The 13,604-nt window shown below is 63.8% G+C and carries 12 protein-coding genes; all 12 read left to right on the forward strand.

Annotation, left to right across the window (positions count from 1 at the left end; all coding sequences use genetic code 11):
- Positions 1-45: 45 nt before the first annotated feature.
- Positions 46-1,143: a cell division protein ZapE gene (gene zapE, locus JAB8_RS16225; protein ID WP_070290592.1), complete on the forward strand. Its 1,098-nt coding sequence runs from the start codon at positions 46-48 to the stop codon at positions 1,141-1,143.
- Between the two features lie 16 nt (positions 1,144-1,159).
- Positions 1,160-1,879 (forward strand): hypothetical protein, encoded by a 720-nt coding sequence (locus JAB8_RS16230; protein ID WP_071654421.1) that lies wholly within the window; start codon positions 1,160-1,162, stop codon positions 1,877-1,879.
- Positions 1,880-2,012: 133 nt separating this feature from the next.
- Positions 2,013-2,213 carry a DUF465 domain-containing protein gene (locus JAB8_RS16235; RefSeq protein ID WP_034752051.1) on the forward strand — a complete coding sequence of 67 codons (201 nt, stop codon included), beginning with the start codon at positions 2,013-2,015 and terminating at the stop codon, positions 2,211-2,213.
- A 94-nt stretch (positions 2,214-2,307) separates the two neighbouring features.
- A complete protein-coding gene (locus tag JAB8_RS16240) occupies positions 2,308-4,311 on the forward strand; it encodes an ATP-dependent DNA helicase (RefSeq protein ID WP_070290609.1) in 2,004 nt (667 codons plus the stop codon).
- Positions 4,312-4,580: 269 nt separating this feature from the next.
- Positions 4,581-5,186 (forward strand): toll/interleukin-1 receptor domain-containing protein, encoded by a 606-nt coding sequence (locus JAB8_RS16245; RefSeq protein ID WP_070290594.1) that lies wholly within the window; start codon positions 4,581-4,583, stop codon positions 5,184-5,186.
- Positions 5,187-5,542: 356 nt separating this feature from the next.
- On the forward strand, positions 5,543-7,669 hold the full coding sequence (locus JAB8_RS28625) for a tetratricopeptide repeat protein (protein ID WP_070290595.1): 2,127 nt from the start codon (positions 5,543-5,545) through the stop codon (positions 7,667-7,669).
- A 94-nt stretch (positions 7,670-7,763) separates the two neighbouring features.
- Positions 7,764-8,501 carry a 5'/3'-nucleotidase SurE gene (gene surE / locus JAB8_RS16255; protein ID WP_070290596.1) on the forward strand — a complete coding sequence of 246 codons (738 nt, stop codon included), beginning with the start codon at positions 7,764-7,766 and terminating at the stop codon, positions 8,499-8,501.
- A gap of 9 nt (positions 8,502-8,510) precedes the next feature.
- Entirely contained in the window at positions 8,511-9,401 is an 891-nt protein-coding gene (locus JAB8_RS16260; RefSeq protein WP_070290597.1) for a protein-L-isoaspartate(D-aspartate) O-methyltransferase, read from the forward strand.
- 42 nt (positions 9,402-9,443) lie between these two features.
- Positions 9,444-10,361: a peptidoglycan DD-metalloendopeptidase family protein gene (locus tag JAB8_RS16265; protein WP_083286948.1), complete on the forward strand. Its 918-nt coding sequence runs from the start codon at positions 9,444-9,446 to the stop codon at positions 10,359-10,361.
- A gap of 8 nt (positions 10,362-10,369) precedes the next feature.
- Entirely contained in the window at positions 10,370-11,401 is a 1,032-nt protein-coding gene (gene rpoS / locus JAB8_RS16270) for an RNA polymerase sigma factor RpoS (RefSeq protein WP_070290598.1), read from the forward strand.
- A gap of 133 nt (positions 11,402-11,534) precedes the next feature.
- Positions 11,535-12,878, forward strand: a complete 1,344-nt coding sequence (gene rlmD, locus JAB8_RS16275; RefSeq protein WP_070290599.1) for a 23S rRNA (uracil(1939)-C(5))-methyltransferase RlmD — start codon at positions 11,535-11,537, stop codon at positions 12,876-12,878.
- Between the two features lie 398 nt (positions 12,879-13,276).
- On the forward strand, positions 13,277-13,604 hold a 328-nt coding region (locus tag JAB8_RS16280; RefSeq protein WP_343216104.1), incomplete at its 3' end, for a carbohydrate-binding protein.

The raw sequence follows: 13,604 nt of genomic DNA on the forward strand, positions 1-13,604 counted from the left end.
CGCGGATTTTTTCCGCCGGCGCCCTTGTGCGTTAAAGCGAATCCCATGAACGTAGAAGAGTTTTACCAGCACGCGTTGCAGAAGCGTGATTTCAAGGCCGACGCCGCCCAGCGGCGCGCGGTCGACCGCCTGCAGCTGTGCTATGACGAGTGGGTGGCCTACAAGGGCCAGCGCTCGAGCACCTTCAAGCGCCTGCTGAATCGTCCCGCCGTGCCGAAAGGCGTGTACATGTGGGGCGGGGTGGGGCGCGGCAAATCGTTCCTGATGGACAGTTTTTACTCGGTCGTGCCCCTGGTGCGCAAGACGCGCCTGCACTTTCACGAATTCATGCGCGGCGTGCACCAGCAGCTCGATGAATTGAAAGGCGTGGCCGACCCGCTCGACGAGGTGGCCAAGCGCATCGCCAAGAAATACCGCCTTATCTGTTTCGATGAATTCCACGTCTCGGACATCGCCGACGCGATGATCCTGTACAACCTGCTGTCGGCCCTGTTCGCCAATGGCGTGTCCTTCATCATGACCTCGAATTACGACCCGGACCTGCTGTATCCGGACGGCCTGCACCGCGACCGCATGCTGCCGACCATCGCGCTGCTCAAGGACAAGCTCGACGTGATCAACGTCGACGCGGGCGTCGATTACCGCGGCCGCGCGCTGGAACAGGTGGAGAGTTACTACACGCCGCTGGGCGCGGACACGGACCGGGCCCTGCGCGACGCCTACACGCGCATCGCCGAGACGGCCGACGAAGATGCGCGCATCCGCATCGAAAGCCGCGAAATCCACTGCCTGCGCCGCGCCGGCGGCATCATCTGGTTCGATTTCGCCACCTTGTGCGGCGGGCCCCGCTCGCAAAATGACTACCTGGAAATCGCCAGCCGCTTCCATACGGTGATATTGTCCGGCATACCGGCCATGTCGGCGGCGCAGTCGTCCGAGGCGCGCCGCTTCACCTGGCTGATCGACGTGTTTTATGACCAGAAGGTCAAGCTGATCATGTCGGCCGAAGTGCCGCCTGATGAGCTGTACACGAACGGCATGCTGGCCAACGAGTTTCACCGCACCGTTTCGCGTATCATCGAGATGCAATCGCGCGAATACATGGAAAAAGAACAGCGCGGCGCGGCCGACGCGATCGTTTGAGGCAGGGATAAGGAACATGATGGCAAATACACTATACAAGCTGGGTGCGGCGCTGGGCCTGGTCCTGGCGTTGTCCGCCTGCGCGCACAAGGGTGCCGCGGCATTGGATGAGGTCGGCGCACCGCAGGTGCCCGCCACCTTGTCCGTGGAAGAGGCGGACGCCAAGCTGAAGCAGTCGGCCAGCGAGCGCGAAGCGGCGGAAAACGAGTTTGCCGCGCGCGAAGTCGAGTGCTACAACAAGTTTTTCGTGAATAATTGCCTCGACAAGGCCAAGGAAAAGCGCCGTCTGATCCTCGTGCGCCTGCGCGCCATCGACGCGGAAGCGAATTATTTCAAGCGCGCCGAGTCCGTGCGCCTGCGCGATATCGACCTGGCCAGGACGCAGGAAAGCGCGCGCCTCGACGCCGAGCAGCGGGCCGCGGCCGTGCCCAAGCCCGTGAAAGTGGTCACGCCCGATCCGGCGCCGCCCAAGCCGCAAGGCAAGAGCGTTGCCGAGCGCGAGGCTGAGCAAGCGGCGAAGGTGGCGAAACAAGCCGCCGACGATGCGGCCGAGGCGCCGCGCCGCGCCGCCCGCGAAGCAGCCTATGCGAAGAAACAGGCTGACGCCGTGGCGCGCCAGAAACGCGTGGCGCAACGCCTGGCCGAGCGCCAGGCCGAAGCCGATGCCAAGGCTGCCAAGGCGGCCGCCGCTGCCAGCACGCCGGCGGCTGCCGTGCCTGTGCCGCCGGTCAAATAACACCGCCGCGTTAGGGGACGCCGGAAATGGCGTGCCCTAACGCGCGCGGCAGGTTAAACTATGCACCATGGCTGCCTGCGCGCGCCGCGCCGGTTTCCCAACACTGTTACCAACACTGCCTGGAACGCAACACATGAGCGATGCACAGCAAATAGAGCGGCGCCTGATTGAACTCAACGTGGAGCACCGCGACCTCGATGCCGTCATCGAGTTGCTGATACTCGATGGTCACCATGATGAGCTGCAGCTGCGCCGCCTGAAAAAGCGCAAATTGCAATTGAAGGATCACATCACCTTGCTGAAAATGCAGTTGGTGCCCGACGTTCCCGCCTGAGGGGCGCCAGTAGCGTCCAGTCCAGCCTTCACCTAAGTATATTTTGACCGATCACAATTTATTGCCAGTAAACCCGGATGGCCAGCCGACCGATCTGCAAGCCAGTCCGCCGGCTGAACCACAGGCGGCGCCTGGCAAGCACGATGCCGACATCGAGCGCCTGTTTGGCGCCGGCGGCCCGCTCGGTCCGGCCGTGGGCAGCTACAAGCCACGCCGTTCGCAAACGGACATGGCCAAGGCCATCGCCAGCGCCATCGACAGCCAGACGACCCTGATCGCCGAGGCGGGCACGGGCACCGGCAAGACCTTCGCCTACCTGGTACCGGCCCTGATGTGGGGCGGCAAGACTATTGTTTCCACCGGCACCAAGAACTTGCAGGATCAATTGTTCCTGCGCGATATCCCCACCGTGCGCGCCGCGCTGCAGGCGCCCGTCTCCGTCGCCCTGCTGAAGGGCCGCTCGAACTACGTCTGCCACTATCACCTGGAACGCACGCTGCAGAACGGGCGCATGACCTCGCGCGACGACGTGGGCCATCTGCGCGAAATTTCGCGTTTCATCAAGATGACCAGCTCCGGCGACAAGGCCGAACTGACCAAGGTGCCGGAAAACGCCATGATCTGGAACCTGGTGACGTCCACGCGCGACACCTGCATGGGCGCCGAGTGCCAGTATTACCAGGATTGCTTCGTCATGAAGGCCCGCAAGGAAGCGCAGCAGGCCGACGTGGTGGTGGTCAACCACCATTTGTTCTTTGCCGACGTGGCCCTGAAAGACACGGGCGTGGCGGAATTGTTGCCATCGGCCAATACCATCATCTTCGATGAGGCGCACCAGCTGCCCGATACGGCAACCTTGTTCTTCGGTAACACGGTATCGACCTCGCAAATCCTGGAACTGTGCCGCGACGTGCTGGCCGAGGGGCTCGCGCACGCGCGCGGCATCGACTGGGCCAAGACCGTCACCGTGGTGGAAAAGGCGGCGCGCGACCTGCGTTTGACGTTCCCGCAGGATATCGTGCGCCTGTCCCTGCCGCAGATCGCCCCGTCGAGCGACTTTTTCCCCGCGCTCGACACCCTCAAAGATGAGCTTGACGGCATGGTGGCCGTGCTGGAAACGCAGGCGGAACGGGCGGAGACGCTGGAGCAGTGCCGTGTGCGCGGCGTCGAACTGGCGCAGCAGCTGAGCGGCTGGAAGTTCGATCCGAAGGCGAAAGTGGCGGCCGGCGAAGAAGCCGTGTTCTGGGTGGAAGCGTTTTCCAGCTCTTTGCAGTTGCACAAAACGCCATTGTCGATCGCGCCGATCTTCAACAACCAGCGTGAAGGCACGCCGCGCAGCTGGATTTTCACGTCGGCCACCCTGGCCGTGAAGAACGATTTCAAGCATTTTTCCGAACAGATGGGCTTGACAGGCGAACCGTCGCATACGTGGCCGAGTCCGTTCGACTATGGCCAGCAAGGCTTGCTGTTCGTGCCGCAAAACCTGCCGCAACCGAACTCGCTGGGCTACACGGACGCCGTCATCGACTGCGCCCTGCCCATCATCGAGGCGGCGGGCGGGCGCACCTTCTTCCTGTGCACTACCTTGCGCGCCGTCAAGCGTGCCGCCGAGCGCCTGGCCGACGAATTCAAGCAGCGCGGCCTGAACTTCCCCCTGTTCGTGCAGGGAGAAAAGGGCCGCACGGAATTGCTCGATCAGTTCCGCGCGGCCGGCAATGGCGTGCTGATCGGCAGCCAGAGCTTCTGGGAAGGCGTCGACGTGCGCGGCGATGCCTTGTCCCTGGTGATCATCGACAAGCTGCCGTTCGCGCCGCCGGACGACCCGGTGCTGGCCGCCCGCATCGAAGTGATGGAAAAGCAGGGCAAGAATGGCTTCATGCACCACTCGCTGCCGGAAGCCATCATCAACCTGAAGCAGGGCGCGGGCCGGCTGATCCGCGACGAGGGCGACCGGGGCGTGCTGATGATCTGCGATCCGCGCCTCATCTCCAAGCCATACGGCAAGCGCATCTGGCAAAGCCTGCCGCCGTTCAAGCGCACGCGTGACACGGCTGAAGTGGTGGAGTTCTTCCGCAACCTGCCCGCCAAGGACGCCTAGCCTTGCTTGCCGGCGCCATCCGCGCGCCGGCTTATTTCCCTTTGTTATCAAGCGAGTAGCGTTTTTCGCGCGCTGCGTGCCTGCGCGCCCGGCATGCCAGAAAGCGGCGCGATCACGCCATTTTCTGGCTTTGTGACGCGTGTCCAGGACGCCAGACACATCTTTGTGCCAGCGCAAACAGTCTTGTTGCCGGGCAGTCTACAGTGAGCTCATGCCTTGCAGGATGAGGCGCGGCGATGGCAGGGCCGCACGGGGAACAGGGGGATGCCATGGAGATCCGCTACGGCTGTTTCTTGAGTTATGCACACGGCCAATATGCGTTCATGAACAAGTTCAAGAATGACCTCATCGAGGCGCTGGCGTGCTATCTGGAGCCGCACCTCGACCGCGAGGAAGTCCTGTTCATCGACAGCGAGCAACTGGGCGGCGGCGACGATATCGACCAGCGCGTGGCGCGCGCCATGTGCCAGAGCGTCTGCATGATCGTGCTGTACACGCCGAAATATGAAGCGCATGGCTATACGCGGCGCGAATTTGCCGCCATGCAGCTGATCGAGCAGGAGCGGCGCGCCTGGTATGAACTGCCCAGCCACCTGATCATCCCCATCATCATGACGCGCCATCCGGACGGCTTGCCGCCGCAAATCACGGAGTCGGGGCTGTACGTCGATTTTTCCGGCTACACGCTGGCCAGCGGCGACCTGAAGTCGAATCCGCAATACCTGCCCGACATCGAACGCATCGTGCAGCGCATCGCCACGCATTACCACTTGCTCAAGCGGTCAACACCGGCCGGTCACGATTGCAGCCGTTTCGTGTTGCCCGATATTCCACCGGAATGGCGCGCCATTCCTCCTCCCCACTTTCCACGTTAATCACGTAAAAGGTCCCGTCATGGAATGCCAACGCCTCTCCCTGCCACCTTTGAGCGCCCCTGGCGAAGTCGTCACCTTCTATTCCTACAAGGGCGGTACCGGCCGCACCATGGCCTTGTCGAACATCGCCGTACTGCTGGCGCGCCGTGAAAACGCCAGCGTGCCCGTGCTGATGCTGGACTGGGACATGGAAGCGCCGGGCCTGCACCATTATTTCGAACAGCACGAGGAGCGGCCCGGCGTGCTCGAATTCTTCGAGGCCTGCCGCCAGCAGATCGAGCGCATCAGCCTGGAAACGGCGGGCGCGCGCCAGCGGGCAGGGCGCCGGCCGCGAGGATGCGGCGCTGGCCCAGCGCGTGCTCGACGCCATCGACTGGCAGCAGTACGTGGTGCGCGTCGATCAGGGCAGTCCCCTGTACCTGATGCGCGCGGGGCGCTTCGACGCCAGCTACAGCGAACGTCTGGCGCAGATGCGCTGGGATCAGCTGTTCGACAGCTGCCCGGCCCTGTTCCGCTGCTTTGCCGATACCCTGGCCCAGCATTTCCGCTACGTGCTCGTCGATTCGCGCACGGGGCGCACGGACAGCGCCGGCATCTGCACCACCTTGCTGCCGAAAAAGCTGGTGGTGGTCTTCACGCCGAACCGGCAAAGCCTGGAAGGCGTCGACGCGCTCGTCACGCGGGCCATCGAGTACCGGCGCAGCCATGAAGATGAACAGCGCCCGCTGCTCGTGTACCCCTTGCCGTCGCGCATAGAAATGGGCGACGGGGCGCAGCGTGCCGAGTGGCGCCGCGGCGACGCGCACAAGGGCATCGCCGGCTTCCAGCCCATGTTCGAGCGCCTGCTGCGCACGTCCTACGGCTTGCCGCAGATCGCCCTCGACAGCTATTTCGACGAAGTCCAGCTGCAGCAGACGAAAACCTTTGCCTATGGCGAGCAGCTGGCCGTGCGCATCGACCAGGGCGGCGACCGCTTTTCCCTCACGCGCACCTTCGAAGCCTTTTTGCACTGGCTGACGGGCGGCTACTTTCCCTGGCAATCGAGCCGCGAAATCGCCTTGCTGGGCGCCATCAGCGAAGCGCGCCAGGCCTTGCAGCTGGAACCGGGCCGCGCCGTGGCCCTGCCGCTGGCGCGCGACCTGGCCCGCCTGGGCGAGCTGTACCGCAAGGATGGCCGCAGCGCGCAGGCGCTCGACGCCTTCCGCCAGAGCGTCGAGATCCGCGTGCGCCTGCTGGGCGAGGAGCATCCCGACAGCCTGGCGTGCAAGAGCGGCATGGCGCGCCTGCTGCGCCAACTGGGCAAGCTCGATGAAGCGCGCTTCCTGGAAGAAGACGTGCTCGACGTGCGCGAGCGCGTGCTGGGCAGCGAGCATCCCGATACCCTGGCCGCCCGGGCTTGCCTGGCGAAAACCCTGTTGCTGCAGGGCGAGCTGGCGGCGGCGCTGCTGCTGCAGGATACGGTGCTGGCCACCTATGTGCGCCAGCTGGGCGGCGAGCATCCGCTGACCCTGGATGCGATGGATGGCCGCGCCGCCACCTTGCTGCGCATGGGCAGGCTGGCGCAGGCGCGGCAATTGCTGGGCACGGTGGTGGCGGCGCGCGAGCGCCTGTTTGGCGCCGAGCATGGCGATACCTTGCGCAGCAAGCTGGCCCTGGCGCAGGCGCTGGGGCGCGAAGGCGATCTGGAGGGTGCGCGGCGCCTGCTCGCCGCCGTGCTCGGGGTGCAGGAGCGGCGCCTGGGCGGCGACCATGCCGCCACGCTGTCCACGCGCGACTTGCTGGCCGATATCGTGGCCGGGCAGGGCGACTGGGCCGGCGCGCGCCAGCTGCATGAAGACCAGGTGGCGGCGCGCGAGCGCACGCGCGGGCTCGATCATCCGGAAACCTTGATGAGCCAGCGCAAGCTGGCCGAGGCGCTGCTGCGGCGCGGTGAACTCGATGCGGCGCGCAGCGTGCAGGAGCAGGTGCTGGAAGTGCATGCGCGCCTGCTGGGCGAAGACCACCTCGATACCTTGCACAGCAAGAAGCAACTGGCTGGCACCCTCCAGCAGCAGGGCGACAGCGAGGCGGCGCGCCTGCTGGAAGACGCCGTGCTCAGCGGCAGCGACCGGCTCTTGAATGCGCCCGTCACGGGGCATGCGGACAGCGTGCTCGACGGTGCGCGGCATTTGCAGGAAACCATCCTGGCCGGCCGCGCCAACGAACAGGATGCGGCCGAGCCGGATACCCTGGCCAGCATGATCTCGATGTTGCAAGGCATGATCGAACGGGAACAGTATGCGCAGGCGGGCGAACTGGCCGAACATTTGAAGTCCTGCCTGCTGCGCCCGGGCGTGCCGGGCAAGCTGCGCAGGCGCGGCATGGCGCAGCTGAAAAGAATGTACAAGTTGCAAGGCGACCTGAATGCCTTGCTGGCCTTGCAGGAGGATGAGGTGCAGGCGCTGGAAGGGGCGCTGTCGGAAGCGCGCATCGAGCAGCGCTGAGCTTGCGCGCCATGTTTGCGCGGCGGCACAAAAAATGCTGCCTATCGGCGTGCGGCATGCGCAGTGTGGGCATTGCTTCAGGTAAAATCTCGTTATGAGAATCCTTATCAGTAACGACGACGGTTACTTGGCGCCAGGCCTGGCGGCCCTGGCCGACGCGCTCGCGCCCATTGCCGACATCGTGGTGGTGGCGCCCGACAGCAACCGTTCGGGCGCGTCCAATTCGCTGTCGCTGGACCGGCCCCTGTCCGTGCACAAGGCCGCCAACGGCTTTTATTTTGTCAACGGCACCCCCACCGACTGCGTGCACGTGGCGTTGACGGGCATGCTCATCGAGCGCCCCGACCTGGTGGTCTCGGGCATCAACAACGGCCCCAACATGGGTGACGACACCCTGTATTCGGGCACCGTGGCCGCCGCCACGGAAGGCTATCTGTTCGGCATTCCCGCCATCGCCTTTTCCCAGTCGCAGTTCGGCTGGGCCAATTTGGACGCGGCTGCCCGCGTGGCGCGGGAAATCGTCGAGCGCCAGTTCGACGCCCTGCAGAAACCGTATTTGCTGAACGTGAATATCCCCGCCATTCCTTACGAGCAATTGCAAGGCATGGCGGCCACGCGCCTGGGCAAGCGTCATTCGGCCGAGCCCGTGATCCGCGCGCTCGACCCGCGTGGCCGTGAAATCTTCTGGATCGGCCCCGCCGGCGCGGCCAAGGAAGGCGGCCCGGGCACGGACTTCCATGCCGTTGAACATGGACAAGTATCGATCACGCCGCTGCAGATCGACCTGACCCATACCACCCAACTCGATGCACTGGCAAAAGGCCTGGCATGACCGCTCACTATGACTGACAAGCCGCGTACCTTCCCCCTTTCCCTCGATTCGCTGGCCGGCAAGCCCGCCAGGCAGGGCGGGGGGCAGTCGCTGGCCCAGTCCAGGATCGCCACGCCGCAGACGGCCACGCAGAATGCGGCGCAAAACGCGGCGCGCGGCGTGGCGCCGCCGTATGGCGCGCACGCGGCCATCGCGCCATCGCGCGCGCAAGCCATCGCCAATGAGCGGGCGCAGCCGACCGTGGTGTCGCCGCCGCGGCAAAACCCGCTCGTCTCGGAGGCCGTGCGCCGGGCCATGGTGGCGCGCGTGGCGAAGCAGGGCGTCAAGGACCAGGTGGTGCTCGACGCCCTGCAAGCCGTGCCGCGCCACCTGTTCATGGACGAGGCGCTGGCGTCGCAAGCCTACATCGACGCCTCCTTGCCCATCGGCCACCACCAGACCATCTCGCAGCCGTATATCGTCGCGCGCATGATCGAGGTGATGCGCCAGGGCGGCAGCTTGCAGCGCGTGCTGGAAATCGGCACGGGTTGCGGTTACCAGGCGGCGGTGCTGTCGCTGGTGGCGAAGGAGGTGTATTCGATCGAGCGCATCCGGCCCCTGCACGAGCTGGCGAAGGCCAATCTGCGCCCGCTGCGCGTGTCGAATCTGCGCTTGCAGTACGGAGATGGTATGCTTGGCCTGCCGCAGGCGGCGCCCTTCGACGGGATCATCCTTGCCGCAGCCGGCCTGGAAGTCCCGCAAGCCTTGCTGGAACAGCTGGCGCCCGGCGGGCGTCTGGTTGCGCCGGTGGGGGCTAAATTGCAACACTTACAACTCATTACCCGGGTGGGGAAAATGGAATGGACCAGCCAAACCCTGGAAGATTGCCATTTCGTGCCTTTGCGCCCGGGCACCATATGATCCCCGGATCAGCTAGCAAGCAGGACATATAATTACATGCGAATGATTAAGAAAAGTAACATACTTCTATGTAGCATCACCTTGGCCGCGCTGTTGAGCGGTTGCGGCACGACGGGCGTCCAGGCACCCGTCGTTGAGCGCCATCCATCGAGCAGCAGTGCCGCCGCCAGTGATCCGCGCGACCGCGACCCGGCCTATTACACGGTCAAGCGCGGCGATACCCTGTTGCGCATCGCCCTCGAGCACGGCCAGAATTACCGCGACCTGGTGGCCTGGAACGACTTGAGCAACCCGAACGACATCAAGGTCGACCAGGTGTTGCGCGTGCTGCCGCCGACTGGCGACACAGGCGGCGCGCAAACGTCGGCCGTCGTGATGCCGCCGTCGACGGAAATCAAGCCGGCCGCGCCTGCCGTGCCGAAGAAAACGGGCCCGCGCGGCGAGAAGCGCGCGTATTCCGACGCCACCCTGGCCGAGCTGCGCGCCGATGGCGGCAGCGGCGACGCCAAGCCGGCGCCCGCGCCGGCAGCAACTGTCGCCGCCGCACCGGCCGCCGCCGCTGCAGCCCCTGCCGCATCGGCGCCTGGCGACGACAGGATCAGCTGGATGTGGCCTTCCGAAGGCAAGGTCATCGGCACTTTTGACGAAGGCAAGAACAAGGGCGTCGATATCGCCGGCAAGGCCGGCCAGCAAGTGGTGGCCGCCGGCGCGGGAAAAGTCATGTATGCCGGGAGCGGAATCCGTGGTTATGGTAATCTTGTCATCGTGAAGCACAGTAATAGTTTATTGTCGGCATATGCGCATAACCGCAGCATCCTGGTGAAGGAAGGGCAGAACGTCAACAAAGGCCAGGCCATCGCTGAAATGGGCGATTCTGATGCCGACCGCGTGAAGCTGCACTTTGAAATTCGCCAGCAGGGCAAGCCTGTCGACCCTTCGAAATTCCTGCCTAACCGTTAGGTAAAGCAATGACACACGCGCCGCACGATCAGCTGGACGATGACCCGGAACTGCCGGAAGACGGGGCGGATGAAGTCGTGACGGACGATACCGGCGAGCTCGACGGCATTGACGCCGTCGACGCGGGCGAGGGCGGCGAGGTAGCCAGCGTCAGCGTGGTGGTCGAAAGTGTCGATGAATTGAAAAAGGTGCTGGCGGCCGAGCTGTCGACCGATACCACGCAGCACTATCTGAACCAGATCGGCACGCGGCCCCTGCTGACGGCGGCGCAAGAAGTGCATTACGCCACCCTGGCCAAGCAGGGCAATTTCGAAGCCCGGCAAACCATGATCGAGCACAACCTGCGCCTCGTTGTGTCGATCGCCAAGCATTACATCAACCGCGGCGTGGTCCTGCTCGACATGATCGAGGAGGGCAACATCGGCCTGATGCGCGCCATCGACAAGTTCGAGCCCGAGCGCGGTTTCCGTTTCTCTACCTACGCCACCTGGTGGATACGCCAGAGCATCGAGCGCGCCATCATGAACCAGGCGCGCACGGTGCGCCTGCCCGTGCACATGGTGCGCGAACTGAATCAAATCTTGCGCGGCAAATATCATCTGGAAGCCCAGCACCACGACGGCAAGGATGCCACCGCGGAAGATATCGCTCACCTCGTGGGCCGTCCCGTGGAAGAGGTGCAGGATATCCTGGCCCTGTCCGAGCACGCCACGTCGCTCGACGCGCCGCTCGACAACGATCCGCAGTCGTCCTTGATGGACATGTTGCCGGGCGCCAGCGAAGACAGCCCCGACGCGCGCGCGGAACACCATGAAATGACGGTGCTGGTGCGCGACTGGCTGACCAAGCTGCCCGACAAGCAGCGGGTCGTCATCATGCGCCGTTTCGGCCTCGACAACGACGATCCGGCCACACTGGAAACCCTGGCCGAGGAAATGGGCGTGACGCGCGAGCGCGTGCGCCAGATCCAGCAGGAAGCGCTGATTAAACTCAAACGGGCTATGGCCGCGCGCGGCGTCGTGCGCGACTCTCTGCTCTAGGACGCCCGGTCCCGGTATTTCCGGGGCTGCATCTGCTATCATACGCCCCGCTCGCGGCGCCTGACCTTTCCCCCATTGTTTGCAAGTTCCAGCGCGGCCCTGCGTCCTGGCCCACTCTTACCTATTGATCGCTATGCAAGAAAATATCATCGAAATCAAATCGCTCGACATGGACGCCCGTGGCGTTGGCCATATTGAGAACGAAGACGGCTCGCCGGGCAAGGTCGTGTTTGTCGAAGGCGCGCTGCCGGGCGAGCGCGTCAGCTTTGTGACGTTCAAGAAGAAGAAAAACTGGGAAATGGCCCGCATGACGGCGCTGCACCGCGAATCGTCCATGCGCGTCACGCCCAAGTGCAAGCATTTCGACAATTGCGGCGGCTGCTCGATGCAGCACCTGGAACCGTCGGCGCAGGTGGCGATCAAGCAGCGCGTGCTGGAAGACAACCTGTGGCATATCGGCAAGGTACGTCCGCAAAGCATCATGCGCCCCATGTATGGTCCGACCTGGGGCTACCGCTACCGCGCGCGCCTGTCCGTGCGCCACGTCAAGAAGAAAGATGCCGTGCTGGTGGGCTTCCATGAAAAGAAATCGGCGTTTGTTGCCGACATGGATAGCTGCGAAATCTTGCCGCCGCACATCTCGGCCATGCTGCTGCCGCTGCGCGGCTTGATTGCGTCGCTGTCGATCTTCGACCAGATGCCGCAGATCGAGCTGGCTGTCGGCGAAGACGTGACCGCCATGGTCTTGCGCATCATGGCGCCGTTGACGGCGGACGATGAAACGAAATTGAAGGCTTTTGCCGACGAGTACGGCGTGCAATGGTGGCTGCAGGTGAAAGGTCCGGAAACGGCCGTGCCGTTCTATCCGCTGGACAAGCAATTGCACTACCTGCTGCCGGAATTCGGCGTCAAGATGCCGTTCAAGCCCGTCGATTTCACGCAAGTGAACCACCACATCAACCGCGTGCTGGTGTCAAAAGCCCTGCGTTTGCTGGAAGTGCAGCCGACCGACCGCGTCGCCGACCTGTTCTGCGGCCTCGGCAATTTTACTTTGCCGCTGGCTACGCAAGGCAGCGCAGTGGTCGGTATTGAAGGCAGCACCACCCTGACGGAGCGGGCGCTGGAAAACGCGCTGGCCAACGGCCTGGCGGAAAAAACCTCGTTCTCGACGCGTAACCTGTTCGAAGTGACGACGGACGACCTGATCGCGCTGGGCCGTTTTGATCGCATCCTCGTCGACCCGCCCCGCGATGGCGCCATGGCCCTGTGCCAGGCGCTGGTCGGCCTGTCGCAAGTGCGTCCGGACCTGCTGCCCAAGCGTATCGTGTATGTGTCGTGCAGCCCGTCGACCCTGGCGCGCGACGCCGGCATCCTGGCGCTGGAAGCGGGTTATGTATTGAGCAAGGCGGGCGTGGTGAACATGTTCCCGCACACGTCCCACGTGGAATCCATGGCAGTGTTTGATTTGCCTCAATAAGTCTGCCTGACGTGGCGGGTGGCTTTGCAGGCACCCGCCGCTGCCGTATTCAACGGCGTAGCAAGCAACAGCAATACCACTTACAGCGTCTTAAAAAACTGGTCTGTCTTTTCCCGATCCAGCGTCTTTTTTCATCCTCCCTCTGCCGTTTTTTGATTGTCCAGTAGGACAACACGCCGTTCGCATAAGCCGCTGCGCTTTTTGTGCGAAGTGGTATTACCCACTTCGAGGCCACTTCAAAACCACTTGACCGCCTATTTTTTCAGCAGCATGCTGTTCTTGCAACTGCAGAAAAACAAAATCACAGGGTAGCTTTTTATCGAAGCAGAGTGGTATTTCCGCAAACCTGAACAGGAGACAGCGTGGAAAATTTAATACTCAAAAAAACGATCAGGAACATGATGATATGTCTGGCCAGCGGTGGCGTGCTGGCGGCTTGCGGCGGTGGCGGCGATGCCAGCGCGCCGGCTGGCTCGCAATTGCTGGCGGCCAGCACGGTAGTCGCCTGCGTGCCGTGGCAAGAGGGCGGCACGTACAACGCGGGCACGGTGGTCACTTACCTGGGCGCCAACTACACGGCCCTGGTGACGCAGACCGACCACGTGGGCTCGGGCTGGAACCCCGTTTCCACGCCTAGCCTGTGGAGCGCCGGTGGCACGTGCGATGGCGGAACTACGCCAACTCCTACGCCGACACCGACTCCCACGCCCGCCCCCCTCATTGAAG

Source organism: Janthinobacterium sp. HH106 (assembly GCF_001758725.1).
In the GTDB taxonomy this organism is placed as follows: domain Bacteria; phylum Pseudomonadota; class Gammaproteobacteria; order Burkholderiales; family Burkholderiaceae_D; genus Janthinobacterium.

Excerpts from the sequence above, each read along its gene's own strand:
- JAB8_RS16260 (WP_070290597.1), top strand. The coding sequence starts at position 8,511 with ATGACTGACAAGCCGCGTACCTTCCCCCTTTCCCTCGATTCGCTGGCC.
- JAB8_RS16230 (WP_071654421.1), top strand. The coding sequence starts at position 1,160 with ATGATGGCAAATACACTATACAAGCTGGGTGCGGCGCTGGGCCTGGTC.
- JAB8_RS16245 (WP_070290594.1), top strand. The coding sequence starts at position 4,581 with ATGGAGATCCGCTACGGCTGTTTCTTGAGTTATGCACACGGCCAATAT.
- zapE (WP_070290592.1), top strand. The coding sequence starts at position 46 with ATGAACGTAGAAGAGTTTTACCAGCACGCGTTGCAGAAGCGTGATTTC.
- rlmD (WP_070290599.1), top strand. The coding sequence starts at position 11,535 with ATGCAAGAAAATATCATCGAAATCAAATCGCTCGACATGGACGCCCGT.
- surE (WP_070290596.1), top strand. The coding sequence starts at position 7,764 with ATGAGAATCCTTATCAGTAACGACGACGGTTACTTGGCGCCAGGCCTG.
- JAB8_RS16235 (WP_034752051.1), top strand. The coding sequence starts at position 2,013 with ATGAGCGATGCACAGCAAATAGAGCGGCGCCTGATTGAACTCAACGTG.
- rpoS (WP_070290598.1), top strand. The coding sequence starts at position 10,370 with ATGACACACGCGCCGCACGATCAGCTGGACGATGACCCGGAACTGCCG.
- JAB8_RS16265 (WP_083286948.1), top strand. The coding sequence starts at position 9,444 with ATGATTAAGAAAAGTAACATACTTCTATGTAGCATCACCTTGGCCGCG.